General features: G+C 71.0%; 14 protein-coding genes. 9 read left to right on the top strand and 5 right to left on the bottom strand.

The genetic code is table 11. The features are described 5' to 3' along the window. Nucleotides 1–64 precede the first annotated feature (64 nt). The 4 genes from NQO67_RS15495 to NQO67_RS15480 all read left to right on the top strand — a co-directional run bounded on the left by NQO67_RS15495 (nucleotide 65) and on the right by NQO67_RS15480 (nucleotide 3,778). Nucleotides 65–838, top strand: a complete 774-nt coding sequence (locus NQO67_RS15495) for an IclR family transcriptional regulator (RefSeq protein ID WP_255950551.1) — start codon at nucleotides 65–67, stop codon at nucleotides 836–838. A 167-nt stretch (nucleotides 839–1,005) separates the two neighbouring features. Further along, nucleotides 1,006–1,923 carry a dioxygenase family protein gene (locus NQO67_RS15490; protein WP_255950550.1) on the top strand — a complete coding sequence of 306 codons (918 nt, stop codon included), beginning with the start codon at nucleotides 1,006–1,008 and terminating at the stop codon, nucleotides 1,921–1,923. 153 nt (nucleotides 1,924–2,076) lie between these two features. After that, a complete protein-coding gene (locus NQO67_RS15485; RefSeq protein ID WP_255950549.1) occupies nucleotides 2,077–2,664 on the top strand; it encodes an NADPH-dependent FMN reductase in 588 nt (195 codons plus the stop codon). A 58-nt stretch (nucleotides 2,665–2,722) separates the two neighbouring features. Then, nucleotides 2,723–3,778 carry a maleylacetate reductase gene (locus NQO67_RS15480; protein WP_255950548.1) on the top strand — a complete coding sequence of 352 codons (1,056 nt, stop codon included), beginning with the start codon at nucleotides 2,723–2,725 and terminating at the stop codon, nucleotides 3,776–3,778. A gap of 33 nt (nucleotides 3,779–3,811) precedes the next feature. Here the strand turns inward: NQO67_RS15480 and NQO67_RS15475 are convergent, their stop codons facing one another. The 3 genes from NQO67_RS15475 to NQO67_RS15465 are packed head-to-tail and all read right to left on the bottom strand — an operon-like array spanning nucleotide 3,812 to nucleotide 6,556. Continuing rightward, nucleotides 3,812–4,246, bottom strand: coding sequence for a GNAT family N-acetyltransferase (locus tag NQO67_RS15475; RefSeq protein WP_255950547.1), 435 nt, complete (start codon nucleotides 4,244–4,246; stop codon nucleotides 3,812–3,814). A 59-nt stretch (nucleotides 4,247–4,305) separates the two neighbouring features. Continuing rightward, nucleotides 4,306–5,433 (bottom strand): hypothetical protein, encoded by a 1,128-nt coding sequence (locus NQO67_RS15470; protein ID WP_255950546.1) that lies wholly within the window; start codon nucleotides 5,431–5,433, stop codon nucleotides 4,306–4,308. 1 nt (nucleotide 5,434) lies between these two features. Then, a complete protein-coding gene (locus NQO67_RS15465) occupies nucleotides 5,435–6,556 on the bottom strand; it encodes a TRAFAC clade GTPase domain-containing protein (RefSeq protein ID WP_255950545.1) in 1,122 nt (373 codons plus the stop codon). A gap of 483 nt (nucleotides 6,557–7,039) precedes the next feature. Between NQO67_RS15465 and NQO67_RS15460 the strand changes: the two genes are divergently transcribed. Beyond that, nucleotides 7,040–8,032 carry an AraC family transcriptional regulator gene (locus tag NQO67_RS15460; protein ID WP_255950544.1) on the top strand — a complete coding sequence of 331 codons (993 nt, stop codon included), beginning with the start codon at nucleotides 7,040–7,042 and terminating at the stop codon, nucleotides 8,030–8,032. A gap of 45 nt (nucleotides 8,033–8,077) precedes the next feature. Here NQO67_RS15460 and NQO67_RS15455 read toward each other — a convergent pair whose 3' ends face one another. Together NQO67_RS15455 and NQO67_RS15450 are read right to left on the bottom strand one after the other, a co-directional pair. Further along, nucleotides 8,078–9,022: a hypothetical protein gene (locus NQO67_RS15455; RefSeq protein WP_255950543.1), complete on the bottom strand. Its 945-nt coding sequence runs from the start codon at nucleotides 9,020–9,022 to the stop codon at nucleotides 8,078–8,080. Nucleotides 9,023–9,249: 227 nt separating this feature from the next. After that, complete coding sequence (locus NQO67_RS15450) at nucleotides 9,250–10,047, bottom strand: IclR family transcriptional regulator domain-containing protein (RefSeq protein ID WP_255950542.1); 798 nt, start codon at nucleotides 10,045–10,047, stop codon at nucleotides 9,250–9,252. A 168-nt stretch (nucleotides 10,048–10,215) separates the two neighbouring features. On the opposite strand from NQO67_RS15450, the gene NQO67_RS15445 reads away from it, so the two are divergent. The 4 genes from NQO67_RS15445 to NQO67_RS15430 all read left to right on the top strand — a co-directional run bounded on the left by NQO67_RS15445 (nucleotide 10,216) and on the right by NQO67_RS15430 (nucleotide 14,924). After that, nucleotides 10,216–11,637: a Rieske 2Fe-2S domain-containing protein gene (locus NQO67_RS15445; RefSeq protein ID WP_255950541.1), complete on the top strand. Its 1,422-nt coding sequence runs from the start codon at nucleotides 10,216–10,218 to the stop codon at nucleotides 11,635–11,637. 10 nt (nucleotides 11,638–11,647) lie between these two features. After that, on the top strand, nucleotides 11,648–13,090 hold the full coding sequence (locus tag NQO67_RS15440) for a glutamine synthetase family protein (RefSeq protein WP_255950540.1): 1,443 nt from the start codon (nucleotides 11,648–11,650) through the stop codon (nucleotides 13,088–13,090). A 74-nt stretch (nucleotides 13,091–13,164) separates the two neighbouring features. Continuing rightward, nucleotides 13,165–13,710: a cupin domain-containing protein gene (locus NQO67_RS15435; RefSeq protein WP_255950539.1), complete on the top strand. Its 546-nt coding sequence runs from the start codon at nucleotides 13,165–13,167 to the stop codon at nucleotides 13,708–13,710. A 359-nt stretch (nucleotides 13,711–14,069) separates the two neighbouring features. Continuing rightward, a complete protein-coding gene (locus tag NQO67_RS15430; RefSeq protein ID WP_255950538.1) occupies nucleotides 14,070–14,924 on the top strand; it encodes a carbohydrate ABC transporter permease in 855 nt (284 codons plus the stop codon). The last annotated feature ends 47 nt before the right edge of the window (nucleotides 14,925–14,971 follow it).

Genomic DNA, 14,971 nt, shown 5'->3' with positions numbered 1-14,971 from the left:
GATCATCCGAACCGCCGGCCGTGGCGACCGTGCCCGGGCGCCCCCGTCCCCGTCGAAAGCCGCCATGGACAAGCCCCTGAAGAACCCGCCGCCCTACGCCATCGCCAGCGTCGACCACGCCCTGCGGGCCGCGACGATGCTCCAGCTGGAGGGCGGGCTGACCGTGTCGCAGGTCGCGGAGCGGCTGGGCGTCGCCCGCTCGACCGCGCACCGGCTGCTGGCGATGCTCGTCTACCGGGACTTCGCCGTGCAGGACGAGAGCCGCGTCTACCGCGCGGGACCCGTGCTCGAACTGGCCGCGCACTCCCAGTCCCAGGTCTCCCGGCTGCGCGCCGTCGCGCTGCCCCATCTGCGCCGGCTGGTGGACGTGCTGGAGGAGACCGCGAACCTCACCATCCGCACGGGCGACACGGCCCGGTTCATCGCCAGCGTCGAGTGCGCGCAGGCGCTGCGGGTCAGCTCCCGGGAGGGCATGGTCTTCCCGGCGCACCGCACCACCGCAGGACTGCTGCTGCTCGCCGACCTGACGGACGCGGAGCTCGACGAGGTGTACGCCGTCGAGCGCTACCGCGACCGGCCGGGCGAGCGCCCCGACCTCGCCGCCCTGCGGTCCGAGCTGGCCCGGGTGCGGCGCGGCGGCTTCGCCGTCAACCAGGAGCGTTCCGAACGCGGTCTGGTCGCCGTGGGCGTCCCGGTGCGCGGCGTGGACGCCGCGGCGCTGGCGGGCGTGTCGGTGTCGATGCCCAGCGTGCGCTACGACTCCGCCCACCTCCAGGCCGTGGTCGCCACCCTCAACGCGGCTGCGCGCGCCATGGAAGCCGACCTGGCCTCGCCGTAGCGCAGGGCCGGGACGGTCCCACGGCATCCGCCGTACGCTGGCACCGGCCGAAGCGACGCCGTCGCCCGCGCCCCGCCGCGGGCGACGGCGGTCCTGCCGTAAACCTTCACCGTCCAGCCGGCCGCGGGGTGCTTGCGCGACGGGGCCGACCGGGAAGACGAAAGGACATGACCGACCACACCGCTGACGTGACACCCAGCCCGACCTCCGGCCTGTTCGAGGCGGAGCGCTCCGCAGAGATCGTCGCCGCCAGTTTCGTCGGCACCGCTGACGACCGCCTCAAGGAGATCCTCACCGCCCTGGTGCGGCACGCCCACGCCTTCGTCAAGGACACCGGACTCACCGTCGAGGAGTGGGCCCAGGGCATCCGCTTCCTCACCCGGACCGGCCAGAAGTGCGACGCCACCCGGCAGGAGTTCATCCTGCTCTCCGATGTGCTGGGCGTGTCCATGCTGGTCGAGACGCTCAACAACCCGGCCGACGGCCAGTTCACCGAGTCCACCGTGGAAGGGCCCTTCCACATGGTCGACTCGCCGCCGCGCGCGCTCGGGGACAGCATCGACGAGGTGCACGGGGGCGGCGAACCCTGCCTGGTCACGGGCCGGATCACCGACGCGGACGGCATACCGGTCGCGGGCGCCGCCGTCGACGTGTGGCAGGCCGACGCCGACGGCTACTACGACGTGCAGCGGCCCGGCGAGGTACCGGACCGCAATCTGCGCGGGCTGTTCACCGCCGACGCCGACGGCCGGTTCCGGTTCCGCACCATCGTGCCGCGCTACTACCCCATCCCCACCGACGGGCCGGTCGGCGATCTGCTCAAGGCCACCGGACGCCACCCCAACCGCGCCGCACACCTCCACATCGAGGTGTCCGCACCCGGCATCCGCACGCTGACCACCCACCTGTTCGTCGACGAGTCGCCGTACCTGGACTCCGACGCCGTCTTCGGCGTCAAGGAGAGCCTGATCCGCACGTTCACGCAGGTCGACGACCCGGCCATGGCCGCCGAGCACGGGCTGCCCAACCCGTTCCGGCACGTCGACTTCCCCGTCACCGTCCAGCGCCGCGCCCCTGGTGGCTGAGCGCGCCGACGCCGCGCCCCGCCGGAGGGCGCCCCCCGACGCCGGTGCCTTGTGCCGGCCGTGTGACGAGCAGTTCCCCTGCCGTGCGTCCAGGGACGAGACTCCCCTCAGTGCCTGACGCCGGCACCCCTCACAGATCGGAGCATCACCAGCATGTCCAAGCCCGTCCTGCTGATCATCCTCGGCAGCACCCGCCCCGGCCGCGCCGGGCAGGCCGTCACCGAGTGGTTCACCGAACAGGCCCGTGCGCACGGCGGTTTCGAGGTGGACGTCGCCGACCTCGCCGAGCTGGACCTGCCGCTGTTCGACGAGCCCAACCACCCCATGACCGGCAATTACGTCCACGAGCACACCAGGGCCTGGAGCGCGCGGGTGGCCCGCGCGAACGCGTTCGTCCTCGTCACCCCCGAGTACAACCACGGCTACCCCGCGGCGCTGAAGAACGCCCTCGACTACCTCAACCGCGAATGGCGCTACAAGGCCGTCGGGTTCGTGTCCTACGGCGGTGTCTCGGCCGGTTCGCGCGCCGTCCAGCAGCTCAAGCAGGTCGTCACCGCGCTGCGCATGGTCCCGGTCGTCGACGCCGTCGCCGTCCCCTTCATCGCGCAGCGCCTCGACGAGTCGCGCACCTTCCGACGCGACGAGATAACCGACTCCGCCGCGAAGCAGATGCTCGACGAACTGCTCAACGTCGGCACCCCGCTGGCCCCCCTCCAGACCACCCCGGACCCGTCCAGCTGAAGCAGCCCGTCCCACCGAAGCAGCCCCGTCCCACCGAAGCAGAGAGGACCGACCGGCCATGTCCGAGCCCGCCACCGGGCGTCCGATCGTCCACGAGACCCTGCCCCACCGCGTGCTGGTGGGCCCCGGGGCACGCCACGCGATCCCCGAGGAGACCGAACGCCTCGGCGTGCGCCGCGTGCTGGTCGTCGCGACCGGCTCGGCGAGGACGGCCGCCGACGAACTCGCCCGTGCCCTGGGTCCCCGACTGGCGGCGCGGTTCGACGGGCCCGTGGTGCACACACCGGTCGCGGTCACCGCCGAGGCGATGGAACTCCTGCGGGACCGGGCCGCCGACAGCGTGGTGGCGATCGGCGGCGGCTCGGCCATCGGCCTCGCCAAGGCGCTGGCGGTGCGCGCCGGGCTGCCGCAGATCGCCGTCCCCACGACCTACGCCGGATCGGAGGTGACCCCCGTGCTCGGCGAGACCGAGGGCGGCGTGAAGACGACGCGCCGGGATCCGGCGATCGCGCCCGGCACGGTCGTCTACGACCCGGAGCTCACGTGGACGATGCCGCCCGGCCTCACCAGGACCAGCGCCCTGAACGCGCTCGCCCACGCGGTCGAGGCGCTGTGGGCGCCGGACGCGACCGTCGTGAGCGACGCCCTGGCGACCGAGGCGGCCGACGGCATCCTCACCGCACTGCCCGAGGTGCTGGCCGACCCGTCAGGGCCGGCCGGCCGCGCCCGCCTCCAGCAGGCCGCCTGGCTCGCCGGCGGCTGCCTGGCCCAGACCCGGATGGGCCTGCACCACCAGCTCGCCCACGCCCTCGGCGGCACCTTCGACCTGCCGCACGCCGAACTCCACGCCCTGCTCCTGGCCCACGTCCTGGCCTACAACCTCCCCGCCGCACCGAAGGCCGCAGCCCGCCTCGAACGGATCACCGGCGGCGACCCCGTGACGGTCATCGGCGAACTGGCCCGCGGTCACACCGGCCCGACCACCCTCGGTGCACTGGGCGTCCCGCGCGACGGCCTGCGCGCCATCGCCGAACGCATCGCGGCCCAGCCCTACCCGAATCCACGTACACTGCAGGTCGACGCGCTCGTGCGGCTCCTGGACGAGGCCTGGTAGGCGCCATCCGGGGAGGCACCGACCCGCCGCCCCTCACCCCGGGACGAAGCGGTAGACCCTGGAATCCCTCGCCTCGAAGCCGAGGCGCTCGTAGAGCCGGTTCGCCGCCGGCCTCGACGGACGCGAGGTGAGGTCCACCGTGCGGGCGCCCGCCTCCGCCGCCAGGCGCAGCGCCTCCTCGGTCAGGGCACCCCCCACGCCATGTCCCCGGGCGGCCTCGTCCACGACCACGTCCTCGATGCGGGCCCGCAGACCGGACGGCAGGGGGAGCAGCACCAGCGTCAGGAGCCCCACCACTGTGCCCTCGACCCGCGCCGCAAGCAGCGTGTTCGCGTTGCAGCCGAGCAGCTGCCCCACCGCGTCGCGGTCCAGGGCGCCGGCCGTGCTCGACAACTGGGGCAGCAAGCGGGCAAAGGCCGCGACCAACTCGTCGTCCGCCGCACGGACCACCACCACCTCGACGCTCATGATCCCGACCCTACCGAGCGAGTCCGCCCGCGGGACGGCAGAACACGGACGCGGGAAGCTCAGACCGGGTGCGTGCGCCACCACGCGTACAGCGCGTCCGCGTTCCTGCCGGATGCCCGCACGATGAAGTACTTCTGGTGCGCGTCGGTGAAGCTTCCCGTCGTGAACGACCAGACGACCCATGCCTTGCCGTCGGCAGCCCGGTAGGTGATGACGCGCCCGGTGCTCCCGCTGGCGCCCTTCCACTCCTCGGCACGTGCGAACGGCTTCCCATCCTGTGTGCCCTTTTGGCGGTCGGCGCGTTCCCTGCGTTCCTCCGTGGCCAGGAAGACGTTCAGCGCCTTCGCCGTGGTGAAACTTGCCGCGAAGAGGGGGGAATCGGGTCGCCGGTCCGTGACCGAGCAGCCCAGGGTGGCGTCCGCGCCGCCGATCCGGTCGGCACCCCGGGCCGGCACGCAGGCCTTCACATGCCCGGAAAGCCTGTCGTACAGCATCCGTTCGGCCGGCGGGAACCGCCTCGTGCTCGCCGGCGCGGAGCTGCTCCCGGACGCGGACACCCGCGGATTCCTCCGGTGCTCGTCGGAGGTGCCCAGCGAGGTCAGCACCAGCACCAGCGCACAGACCACGGCCAGGGCCGCGCCCGCGAGGACCAGGAGCGGTCCCCGCCGCCCCGGATCGGACACCGGACCGCGTGCCTGCTTCCCGTCCGCCTTCCCGCCCCGCACAGGTCCGTCGACCGGTGGCGAGACCCGGAGCCGGAACCCGCTCTCGTCGGCGATGAACGCCCGGAACGCCTCGGTCGCGGCCCGCTCGGCCTGGTCCAGTCGAGACAACGGAACGTCACGGGGGGTGCGGCCCTGGTACGCGACGCCGTAGACGATGCGGAGCGGACGGCCGAAGGCGTCCCGCGGAGGGGACCCCAGACGCCGCAGGCCCTGCTCGTCCAGATCGTCGGCCGTGACAGGACGGCTGGTGTAGGAGACGAAGACCGACCGCCCCCCGGTGAGCTCCGCACTGTCGTGGACGACTTCTCCGTCGGGATGGCCGGCGGAGGCCAGGTCGGAGAGGACATGGGTCCGGTGGCCCGTCACCAGGAACTCCGGAGCCGTCAGGACGCGGTATCCCTCGTCCCGACCGCGTGCGAGGGTGAAGGTGGCGGCCTGCGCGGCGCGTTCGCGTACGCTCACGTCAGCCGACCCTCCTCAGGACGCACTTCGGCAACGTGCCTTCCATGGCGTCCATCTCCCGGCGCATTTCCTTGACGATGGCCCGCGCGGCCTCCAACCCCGCACCGTCCTGCGCGTCGTGCGTCTCCAGCCAGGCCACGTCCGGCGGCAGGCCGGCCTCCTGCGCGATGCCCGGGTCCACGCCGACGATCCAGCGCACGATGTGCGCCGACAGCCCGCCCCCCGGCACCAGACCACTCAACTGGTCCAGGGCGGAGGTCAGGACGTTGAAGCGGAGTTCGGCCTGCTGCTGGCGGGCGCGGGCCTCCTGCGTGTGCTGACGGTGCAGGCGGGCCCGGTGGCGCGCCGCCACCTCGGTGCGGTCGAAGAGATCGGGGAGCACGGAGACGAACGGCAGCGTCACCCCGGTCGGACGGGTGGTGGCCGCCGCCGTCTTGATCACCTGCCCGGCGTCGTCGACCGTGGCGAAGCCGGGACCCACCGCGCTCACCGGGAACAACCGAACGGTGAATTCGGCGTCCTGCCGCTCCACCAGCCAGCGGAAGGCGTCATTGGACCAGAGGAGATCGCGTACCTCGTCGACGAGTTCGGCATCGGTCCGCCCGGTCTGCTGGAGCAGGTCCCACTTGGTGACGACGAAGCTGACGGAGGAGTCGACGTGCCGCAGCGCGTTGACGAACGTGCTGACGGCGTACTGGAGCCGCCCTTTCGCGTTGCTGACGCCGTTGATGCTCCGCAGTACGTCGTACCCGTCGAGGAGCGCCATGACCGCGTGCGCCTCGGAGAGTGCGTCCTGAAGCAGACCCTGGTTCCGGCCGCCGTCCTGGGAATTCGCCACGAGGAGTTCGCCGGCGTATTCGGTGTAGCGGATGGTGAAAGCACGATGGAACCCACTTCCGCGGACGGGAGCCGCAGCAGCGAAGTAGAACTGGTTGAATTCACCTGTGCTGGTCCCGGCCGGCCAGGGCGCCGAGGTGTCATTGATCCTGTGAAATGCGGCGTTCAGGTCGCGCGCCTGCGCGTCTGAGGCCTCCAAGTAGTAGCTCCGGCCACCCGCCGGGGTCTGGAACCGGTTGTAGATGCTCGCCAGCAGCACCGTCTTGCCCGCCCCGGGGAGGCCCACGGCGACGATGTTGAACTGCGGCAGTGGCGGCTGTGTGGGAGGAGCCCCGGTCCGTGTCCCCTGCTGCCCTCGTGGTGCACGCCGCCTTCGGTGGACCAGCAGCCCGGCCAGGACGCCACCGCCAACGACAACGACTCCGACAATCGCTGTTAATTCCATTTCGCTTCATTCCCCGCATTGATGTGCGTCATGGGCCTGCTGGCGGCCCCTGGGGCGAGTGGTTCGTTCGGTTCCCGTCCCTCGACGGCAGCAGCCGGCCACGGCGAAGGAATTCTTCGTCGTGTGGACATCCGCTCTCCCCTGCCGGCGCCGCTCGCATAAAATGGCGGAGGTCCACTCCCGACGGAAACCCCGCGCCAACCCTCCACCGCAGGACCAGTGTTCAGCGCGGGGCGATCGCCGGATATCCACTTGGCGCGGGCCTTGTACGGTTTGCGTGGCGTGGTCGGCCAGCCGCCCGACGACAATCCCATGGAGGCGCTCATGAGCCCGCCGCCGCCCGCCACGCGTCTGCCGCTGTCCCGTTTCGAGCAACTCCACACCGCGGACGTGGACCAGGCCCGGCATGTGGTGGCCGAGGCCTTCTGCCCGCACCGGCTCACCGCGCTGGACAAGGCGCGCCGGTTCGAGACCAGATTCCACGCGATACGCACCAGTCAGGTGAGCCTGTGCTACCTGGACTACGGCGGCCGTGTCCATATCGCGCCCCATGAACAGGAGAGCTTCTATCTGGTGCTGATCCCGTTGGCCGGCCAGGCGGAGCTCAGCCACGGCCGCGAACGGGCCCTGTACGACGCCAAAGGGGCGGGAGTGCCCCCGGTGGACCGCACGTACCACATCCACGTCAGTGCAGGAAGCCCTCACCTCGTGGTACGGATCGCACGGGACCGGCTCGAGGAACACCTGCGCTCGATGCTGGCACGCCCGGTGGACGCACCGATCCGGTTCGACCTCGGGATGGACATGACGGCACCCGCGATCCGGTCGTGGCGCAGGGTCGTGAACCTGCTCCTCGACGAGATCGACGGCGATGGCCTGATCCCCCGCCAGCCCCTGGCCATGCGAGAGCTGGAGCGGCTGCTCCTGGGCCAGTTACTGCTCGCCCAACCCAACAACTACTCCGCCCTGCTGCACGGACCACCACGCGGCACGGCGCCCAAGGCGATCCGCCGCGCCGCCGAGCTGATCGAAACGCATGCCGCGGAACCGCTCACCGTGGAGGACCTCGCCGAGGCCACCGGCCTCAGCGTGCGTACGCTCCAGGAAGGCTTCCGACGCTTCCTGGACACCACTCCCATGAGCCACCTGCGCGAGATCCGGCTCCGGCACGCCCGCGAAGAACTCACCGCAGCCGACCCCACCAGCACAACCGTGACCGAGATCGCGGCACGCTGGGGTTTCCTGCACGCCGGTCGTTTCTCGGCGCGGTACCACAAGCGTTTCGGCGAGTCTCCATCAGTGACACTGCGCCACTGACACGGCAGCGAACGTGTACCGGTAGGGCGGATGGTCCGACGGCGATCAGCCCTGCTGGGCGATCTTCAGCAAGAGCTCTCGCGCCGCCTTCTCGTCTCCCTCGGCCGCCAGCCACTGCGCGTACCGGGACGCCGCGTAGGAGTCCGCTTCGGGTCCGGGGCCGTGCAGCCGGACCAGCTTGCCTTCGAGGATGTCGAGGTCGGCCGGTGTCCCGTCCTCGTCGCGTATCCGGGCGATGGCGGCGGTCACCCGGTCTTCGACGTGGCCGGCCACCTCCTCACGTGCCTCCCGTGCTTCGCGGACGTGGTCGGCCACTGCTTCGTACGCCGCGCCGGCCGTCTCGACATCACCGGTCTCGTCGAGCAACCGGGCGAGCCTGACGGTGGCCATGGCCTCCGCCGCCGTACGACCGAGGTCGCGGACCCATACGTAGGCGGCACGTGCCGCAGCGGTGTCACCGGCGTCGTGGAGCAGGCGGCCGAGCTCGAGGACGGCCCCGTCCGCCGCCTCGACACCGCCGAGCTCGCGGACGCATGTCCAGTACGCCTCGTGGCACCAGTCGTATGACCGTGTGCCGTACACCTCGTAGTCGGACGGCGGCAGCGACGACGGCGCGGTCAGCTTCCTCCCGATGGTGGCCACGGCGTCAAGGGGGTGGGCGGAACCGTTGTCCAGGGCGTAATGCCATGCGCCGAGCGCGAACTCGTTCCGGCTGAGCAACTTCAGAGCGGCTTCCATCGCCGGGTCGTCGGCCGCGCGGGCGTGGCGGAAGGCCAGGTCGACGGCCACGCATCCCACATGAACTTCCTCGAGGTCGCCGCCGATCCGCCCCAGCGCTGCCTCCGCCGCGTCGAAGTCCCCGGCGTACAGCGCCAGGCCGAAGTCGACGGGAACGGAATGGGGTTCGTAGGCCCGCCGCAACTCCGCCGCCGCCGCGGCACGGTTGCCCTCCTGCGCGAGGCGGTAGCCGTGTTCGGCGGGTGTCTCCATGCCGGCTCGCTGCCGGGCCTCCGCGAGGAGGGCGGGGTCGCCCGCCTGGTGGACGATCAGGTACGCGGCCCGTGCCTAGGCCAATCGACATGTGTACGGTCCCGATCAGGAGGAGGCTTCACATCGCCACGTGCCGCGGCTTCCGCAACGCTACGAGCCACCTGTGACATCGCGGCTGACTCCCGTTCGGGGGCCGCGATCCCGCGGCCATCGCCCGGAACCGGGCCTCAGACGAGCTGGGGCTGGAGCGCGGCGGCGGTCTCCCGCAGCACCGGCAGAACCCGCTCGTGCATCTGCGCCGCGGGTATCCGCTCCACACCGGTGCCCATGTTCAGGGCCGCGACCACGGTGCCGTCCCAGCGGCGCAGGGGTACCGCGAGAGAGTGGAAGCCGGCCTCCACGTCGTCGGCGACATACGCGTGGCCTGCCTCCGCCGCCGCGGCGATCCTCGTCTCCAGTGCCGCCACCGCCCCGTCGTCGAGTCCTGCATGTGCCACCAGGTGGTGGTGGCGGCGTTCCTCGTCGAGGCCGCTCAACAGGGCGAGGCCCAGGGCGGATCGGGCGGCGGGCACCTGGAAGCCGATGCCCTGGCCGAGCGGGAGTGCGTGCCGCGGCAGCGCCCGGGCGATCATCACGGCCGCCGCGCCGTCGAGTACCGCGACGGTGCACGAGGCCTGGAACTCCTCGGCCAGCCGGTCGCACACCGGCTGCACCACCTGGCTCACCGGATTCGTGGTCAGGTAGGCCGAGGCGAGCGTGAGGACCTTGGGGCCGAGCCGGTAGGCCCGGTCCTCCGGAACCACGTAGCCGAGGTGGGCCAGGGTGAGCAGGGCGCGACGCACGGTCGCACGGGGGAGCTCGAGCTTGCGGGCCACCTGCGCCTGCGTGAGCCGTTCCTCGGCGCGCTCGAAGGCGGTCAGGACGAGCAGACCGCGTTCGAGCGCTTCGGAGTAGTCCGCCCGGTTGCTGCCCGCCACCTCGCGTGCGGCCCGCCGTTCCTCGTCCCGCGCGTTGAGCTTCGCCACACCCAGCTCCGTTCGATTAACGCACACAGTGCCCTGGAATATAGCAGTGGCGTGTTCGAGGCCTTGTGGCGGACGATCACGGCTGCCTACAGTGCTCATATTGGAGTCAAGAGTTCGCTAATCGAACTCACTCTGGGCTACCTGGAGAGATCTCAGGGGAGGGCTGTCATGCGCGCGGAGGACAACCGGAAGATCACCGAGACCGGTCCCGGCACCCCCGGCGGTGCCTGGATGCGCCTGTACTGGCAGCCGGTGGCGCTGTCGGAGGAACTCCAGACGCCACGCCCCGTCGTCCCGGTCCGGGTCCTGGGGGAGGACCTGGTGCTGTTCCGCAACGACGACGGGACGCTCGGCCTCGTCGGCCGCCGCTGCGCGCACCGCAGTGCCGATCTGTCCCTGGGCCGCCTGGAGGACGGCGGGTTGCGCTGCTACTTCCACGGCTGGCTCTTCGACGCCGGCGGCTCCTGCCTGGACACCCCCGCCGAACCGCCGGACGGCCGGCTCAAGTCGAAGGTGCGGATCCGTGCGTACCCGGTACGGGAGTGCAACGGGATCGTGTGGGCGTTCCTCGGCGACGGGCCCGCACCGAGCCTGCCCGCGCTCGACTGCTTCATCGCCCCCGAGCCGTACACCTTCGCCTTCAAGGGCTACCTGGACTGCAACTGGCTCCAGGCGCTGGAGGTCGGCATCGACCCCGCGCACGCCTCCTACCTGCACCGCTTCGAACAGGACGAGGACACCGGTGCCGCTTACGGCAGGCAGTTCCGGGGCGCCTCCCTCGGCACCGACCTGCCGATGACCAGGATCCTCCGTGAGTACGGCCGGCCCGACATCCGCAACGCGCGCACCGAGTACGGCCAGCGGATCGTGGCCCTGCGCACGCTCGACAAGGACGGCCTCGACGGCACGTCCACGCACGTCCGGATCACGCACCAGGTCTTCCCGCACGGCATCACGATCCCGCTGAGCGCCACGATGGCGATCACGCAGTGGCACGTACCGATCGACGACGTGTCCTGCTACTGGTACGCGATGTTCACCAGCCTCGACGAGCCGGTGGACAAGGAGGTCATGCGGGCCCAGCGCCTGGAGGGCGTCACCCTGCCGGACTACAAGCCGGTGCGGAACCGCGCCAACAACTACCGCTTCGACCCGGAGGAGCAGCGCACCCTGACGTACACCGGGCTCGGCCCCGACATCAACGTCCACGACCAGATGGCGGTGGAGGGGCAGGGCCGCATCCACGACCGTACCCGCGAGCACCTGAGCCGGTCCGACCGGGCGATCGTCACCTACCGGCGGATGGCCCTCCAGGCGATCGACACCGTGGCCGAAGGCGGCAGCCCGGCCACGCTGCTCAGGGACACCGCGGACGTGGAGAGCCGCGGCCCCATCCCGATGGACGGCATCGGGCCCACCGGGCAGTGGGAGGAGTACTGGGCGCGGTCCATCGCCGACCTGCGCAAGGCGAGCCCGTGGGCGTCCGGCCTCCAGGCCGCGCTGGCGACCGGGCCGGCCGGCGTGCCCGGGACACCGGTCGAGCCCGACCGCTCCGCGTCGCCGGACGCCTACGACCTCTCGGACGGCTGAGGCGGGCGGCATGGGATTCATCGAGAAGTTCGGCCTGTGGAGCGAGGCACAGCAGGAGGCGGCCCGCGCGGTCCTGGCCCGTGTCGACGAGGCGGGCCTGCGGTCCGTGCGGGTGTCGTTCGTGGACCAGCACGGGCTGCTGCGCGGCAAGACGATCCCGGCGAGCGGCCTGGCGGCCGTGTTCCGCAGCGGCATGACCTGCGTGTCGACGCTGCTGTCGAAGGACACCTCCGGCACCACCGTCTTCGCGGCCTTCAACGCGGACGGCGGCCTCGGTGTCGCCGAGATGGCCGGCGCCGCCGACCTGGTGATGGTCCCGGACCCGGCCACCTTCCATGACGTGCCGTGGGCGGAGGGGACCGGCCGCATCCTGTGCGACCTGCGCCTGAAGAACGGGGAGCAGGTGCCGTTCTGCAGCCGCGGGGTGTTCCGCACGGCCCTGGACCGTGCCGCGGCCGCCGGCTACGACTACCAGACGGGCCTGGAGATCGAGTTCCACCTGTACCGGCGGGCGGAGCACGTCCCGAACGCCGACGGCATCGGCAGATGCGTGCATCCGACACCGGTCGAACCGGTCAACCAGGGCAACCAACTGCTCGCCGAGGACCGCGGCGACGAGGTCGAGCCCGTCACCCGGCGGATCCGCGAGGCGCTGGACCGGATGGGGATCGAGCTGCGCAGCATCGAGGTCGAGTACGGTGCCAACCAGCTGGAGGTCACGCTCGATCCGGCCACCGGCATCGGTTCGGCGGATGCCATGGTGCTGCTGCGCAGCACCATCAAGCAGCTGGCGCGGCGCACCGGATACCACGCCACGTTCATGTGCCGCCCGCAGCTGGCGGAGAGCAAGTCGAGCGGCTGGCACCTGCACCAGAGCCTGCTCCGCACCGGTGCGGACGCCGACCGCAACGCGTTCGTCCCCGCGGACGGCGAGGGCCCGATCGCTCCGGTGGGACGGCACTTCATAGCGGGTCAGCTGGCGCACGCGCGGGCGGCGTGCGCGTTCGCGAACCCGACGATCAACGGTTACAAGAGGTTCCAGCCGTACTCCATGGCTCCCGACCGGATCGCCTGGGGGCACGACAACCGGGGCGCGATGATCCGGGTGGTCGGCTCGGCCGACGACGGCAGCACCCACCTGGAGAACCGGATCGGCGAGTCCGCTGCCAATCCCTACCTGTACATGGCCTCCCAGCTGCACTCCGGCCTCGAGGGCGTCGACGCCGCCCTGCCGCTGCCCCCGTCGGCCGACGACCCGTACACCACCGAGGCCGGGCGGCTGCCCGCCAACCTGCGGGAGGCCGTGGACTCGCTGGCGGCGGACAGCGGTCTGACCAAGGCGATGGGCGCGCAGTTCGTCGCGTACTACACGGCCATCAAGCGCGCCGAGATCGCCCGCTTCGAGCGCGCGGTCACCGACTGGGAGCAGCGCGAGTACTTCGACCTCTACTGAGGATGATCACGGCCTGACGGCATCTTATGGGATGATTGCTGGCGCAATGTCATGATTTTACGGAGGTGGGTGCGATGACCGACGAGGACCGCATCGGAGTCACGGTGGTGTCACCCGGGGAGGGTGACACCGTGCCGCTGCCGGGGTTCGGGGCCGTGTTCAAGCTGTCCAGCCGGACCAACGGGGGAGAGGTGGCGATCGTCGAGCACCCCTTCGAGGTCGGCACCATCACCGCGGCGCACCGGCACACCCGTGAGGACGAGCACTCGATCGTGCTCGAAGGGGAGATCGGCTTCCGCTCCGACGACAGCGAGGTGGTCCTCGGGCCCGGTGGCTACATCACCAAACCGCGCGGCCAGATGCACGCCATGTGGAACGCCGGGGACCGGCCCGGGCGCATCGTCGAGGTCATCACGCCGGGCGGATTCGAGAACTACTTCCGGGAACTGGGCGAACTGCTCGTCGCGCACTCCGGCGGTACGGCGGGCCAGAGTGCGGGACCCCTTCACGCGCTGCCCGAATTCGACGAGCTGGCACAGAAGTACGGGCTGACCTACGGCACGCCGGACTGGATGGACGACGTGGTACGCCGCTACGGCCTGCGGTCGCCCTCGCACTGACGCCGGTGCAGGACGAGCCGGCCGCGACGCCGAACGGCCGGCCGTCCGCGCCGCGTAGCCCCCGGTAACTACCGTGCGGAGCCGGTGCGGCACGGCGAGCTGCATTCCGGGCGGGTCTTCGTCGGACACCGCCGCACGGTGTCATGCACATCGCACAACGATGCGAACACAACGATGTTCCCGGCCCGCTACTCGCCATTAATATGCCCGCCATGATCAAGAGGGGTGACGGTCACCAAGCGCGTTCAAGGCCCCGCGGTGTGACGTCTTCTACGATCGATTCCGATCGACCGGCGACGCCTGAGCCGGAGTCCGGGCCATCAGCTCGACCGGGCCGCTTCCCGCTGCGCGAAGCCCTGTTGGGCGCCTTGTTCTGCATACCCGCGCTGGCCGGACTGGGAACCTTCGTGGTCTTCCCGCTGTTCCAGGCGATCTTCCTGTCCACCCGCGGGACCGACATCAACGGCAACCCCTCGCGCTCGGTGGGCGGGGCCAACTTCTCCGCCCTGTTCACCTCGGAGTTCGGCACGGTTCTGCTGCACACGCTGGTGTTCACGGTGTTCGTCGTGGTGGTCGGGGTGGCCCTGCCGATGGTGCTCGCGGTGCCGATGGCGCAACGCCTGCCGGGGATGCGGGTGTTCAGGACGCTGTTCACGCTGCCGTTCGCCTACTCGGCGTCGGCCGCGAGCGTGGTGTGGCTGCTGATGCTCGATCCCTCCCTGTCGCCGGTGAACTGGCTGCTCAGGATGTTCGGGGTGACCGCGCCCGGCTGGACCACCGACTCGCGGTGGGCGCTGATCACGGTGGCCTGGGCGACCACCTGGGTGGTGGCCGGATTCAATCTGCTGGTGTTGGGAGCCGGCCTGGCCGGTATCGACGAGGAGGTACTGGAGGCCGCGAAGATCGACGGGGCCACCGGGCTGCGGAACTTCTTCAGCGTGGTGCTGCCGATGATCTCGCCCAGCGTGTTCTTCGTCGTGGTCACCACCACGCTCAACGCCCTCCAGGCACTCGGGCAGGTCCAGGTCATGACCGACGGCGGACCCAACGAGAGCACCACGACCCTGGTGTTCTCGATCTTCCACAACGCCTTCGAGCACGGGAGCAACGACTACGGACTGGCCAGCGCGCAGGGCCTGGTCCTGCTGGTCGTCGGCATCGTGCTGGCGGCGATCCAATTCGGCGTCGTCGAAAGGCGGGTGCACTACCGGTGAGCCAGGCGATCGAACAACGGGCCCCTTCCGGAGCCGCTGCACCCCCG

The organism is Streptomyces odontomachi, from assembly GCF_024435355.1.
GTDB lineage: Bacteria > Actinomycetota > Actinomycetes > Streptomycetales > Streptomycetaceae > Streptomyces > Streptomyces odontomachi.
Note: the sequence above shows the minus strand (reverse complement) of the source record. Positions and strands in the feature narration are given on the sequence as shown.

Coding starts and splice junctions, on each gene's coding strand:
- NQO67_RS15495 (WP_255950551.1), top strand. CDS start 65: ATGGACAAGCCCCTGAAGAACCCGCCGCCCTACGCCATCGCCAGCGTC.
- NQO67_RS15490 (WP_255950550.1), top strand. CDS start 1,006: ATGACCGACCACACCGCTGACGTGACACCCAGCCCGACCTCCGGCCTG.
- NQO67_RS15485 (WP_255950549.1), top strand. CDS start 2,077: ATGTCCAAGCCCGTCCTGCTGATCATCCTCGGCAGCACCCGCCCCGGC.
- NQO67_RS15480 (WP_255950548.1), top strand. CDS start 2,723: ATGTCCGAGCCCGCCACCGGGCGTCCGATCGTCCACGAGACCCTGCCC.
- NQO67_RS15475 (WP_255950547.1), bottom strand. CDS start 4,246: ATGAGCGTCGAGGTGGTGGTGGTCCGTGCGGCGGACGACGAGTTGGTC.
- NQO67_RS15460 (WP_255950544.1), top strand. CDS start 7,040: ATGAGCCCGCCGCCGCCCGCCACGCGTCTGCCGCTGTCCCGTTTCGAG.
- NQO67_RS15455 (WP_255950543.1), bottom strand. CDS start 9,022: ATGGAGACACCCGCCGAACACGGCTACCGCCTCGCGCAGGAGGGCAAC.
- NQO67_RS15445 (WP_255950541.1), top strand. CDS start 10,216: ATGCGCGCGGAGGACAACCGGAAGATCACCGAGACCGGTCCCGGCACC.
- NQO67_RS15440 (WP_255950540.1), top strand. CDS start 11,648: ATGGGATTCATCGAGAAGTTCGGCCTGTGGAGCGAGGCACAGCAGGAG.
- NQO67_RS15435 (WP_255950539.1), top strand. CDS start 13,165: ATGACCGACGAGGACCGCATCGGAGTCACGGTGGTGTCACCCGGGGAG.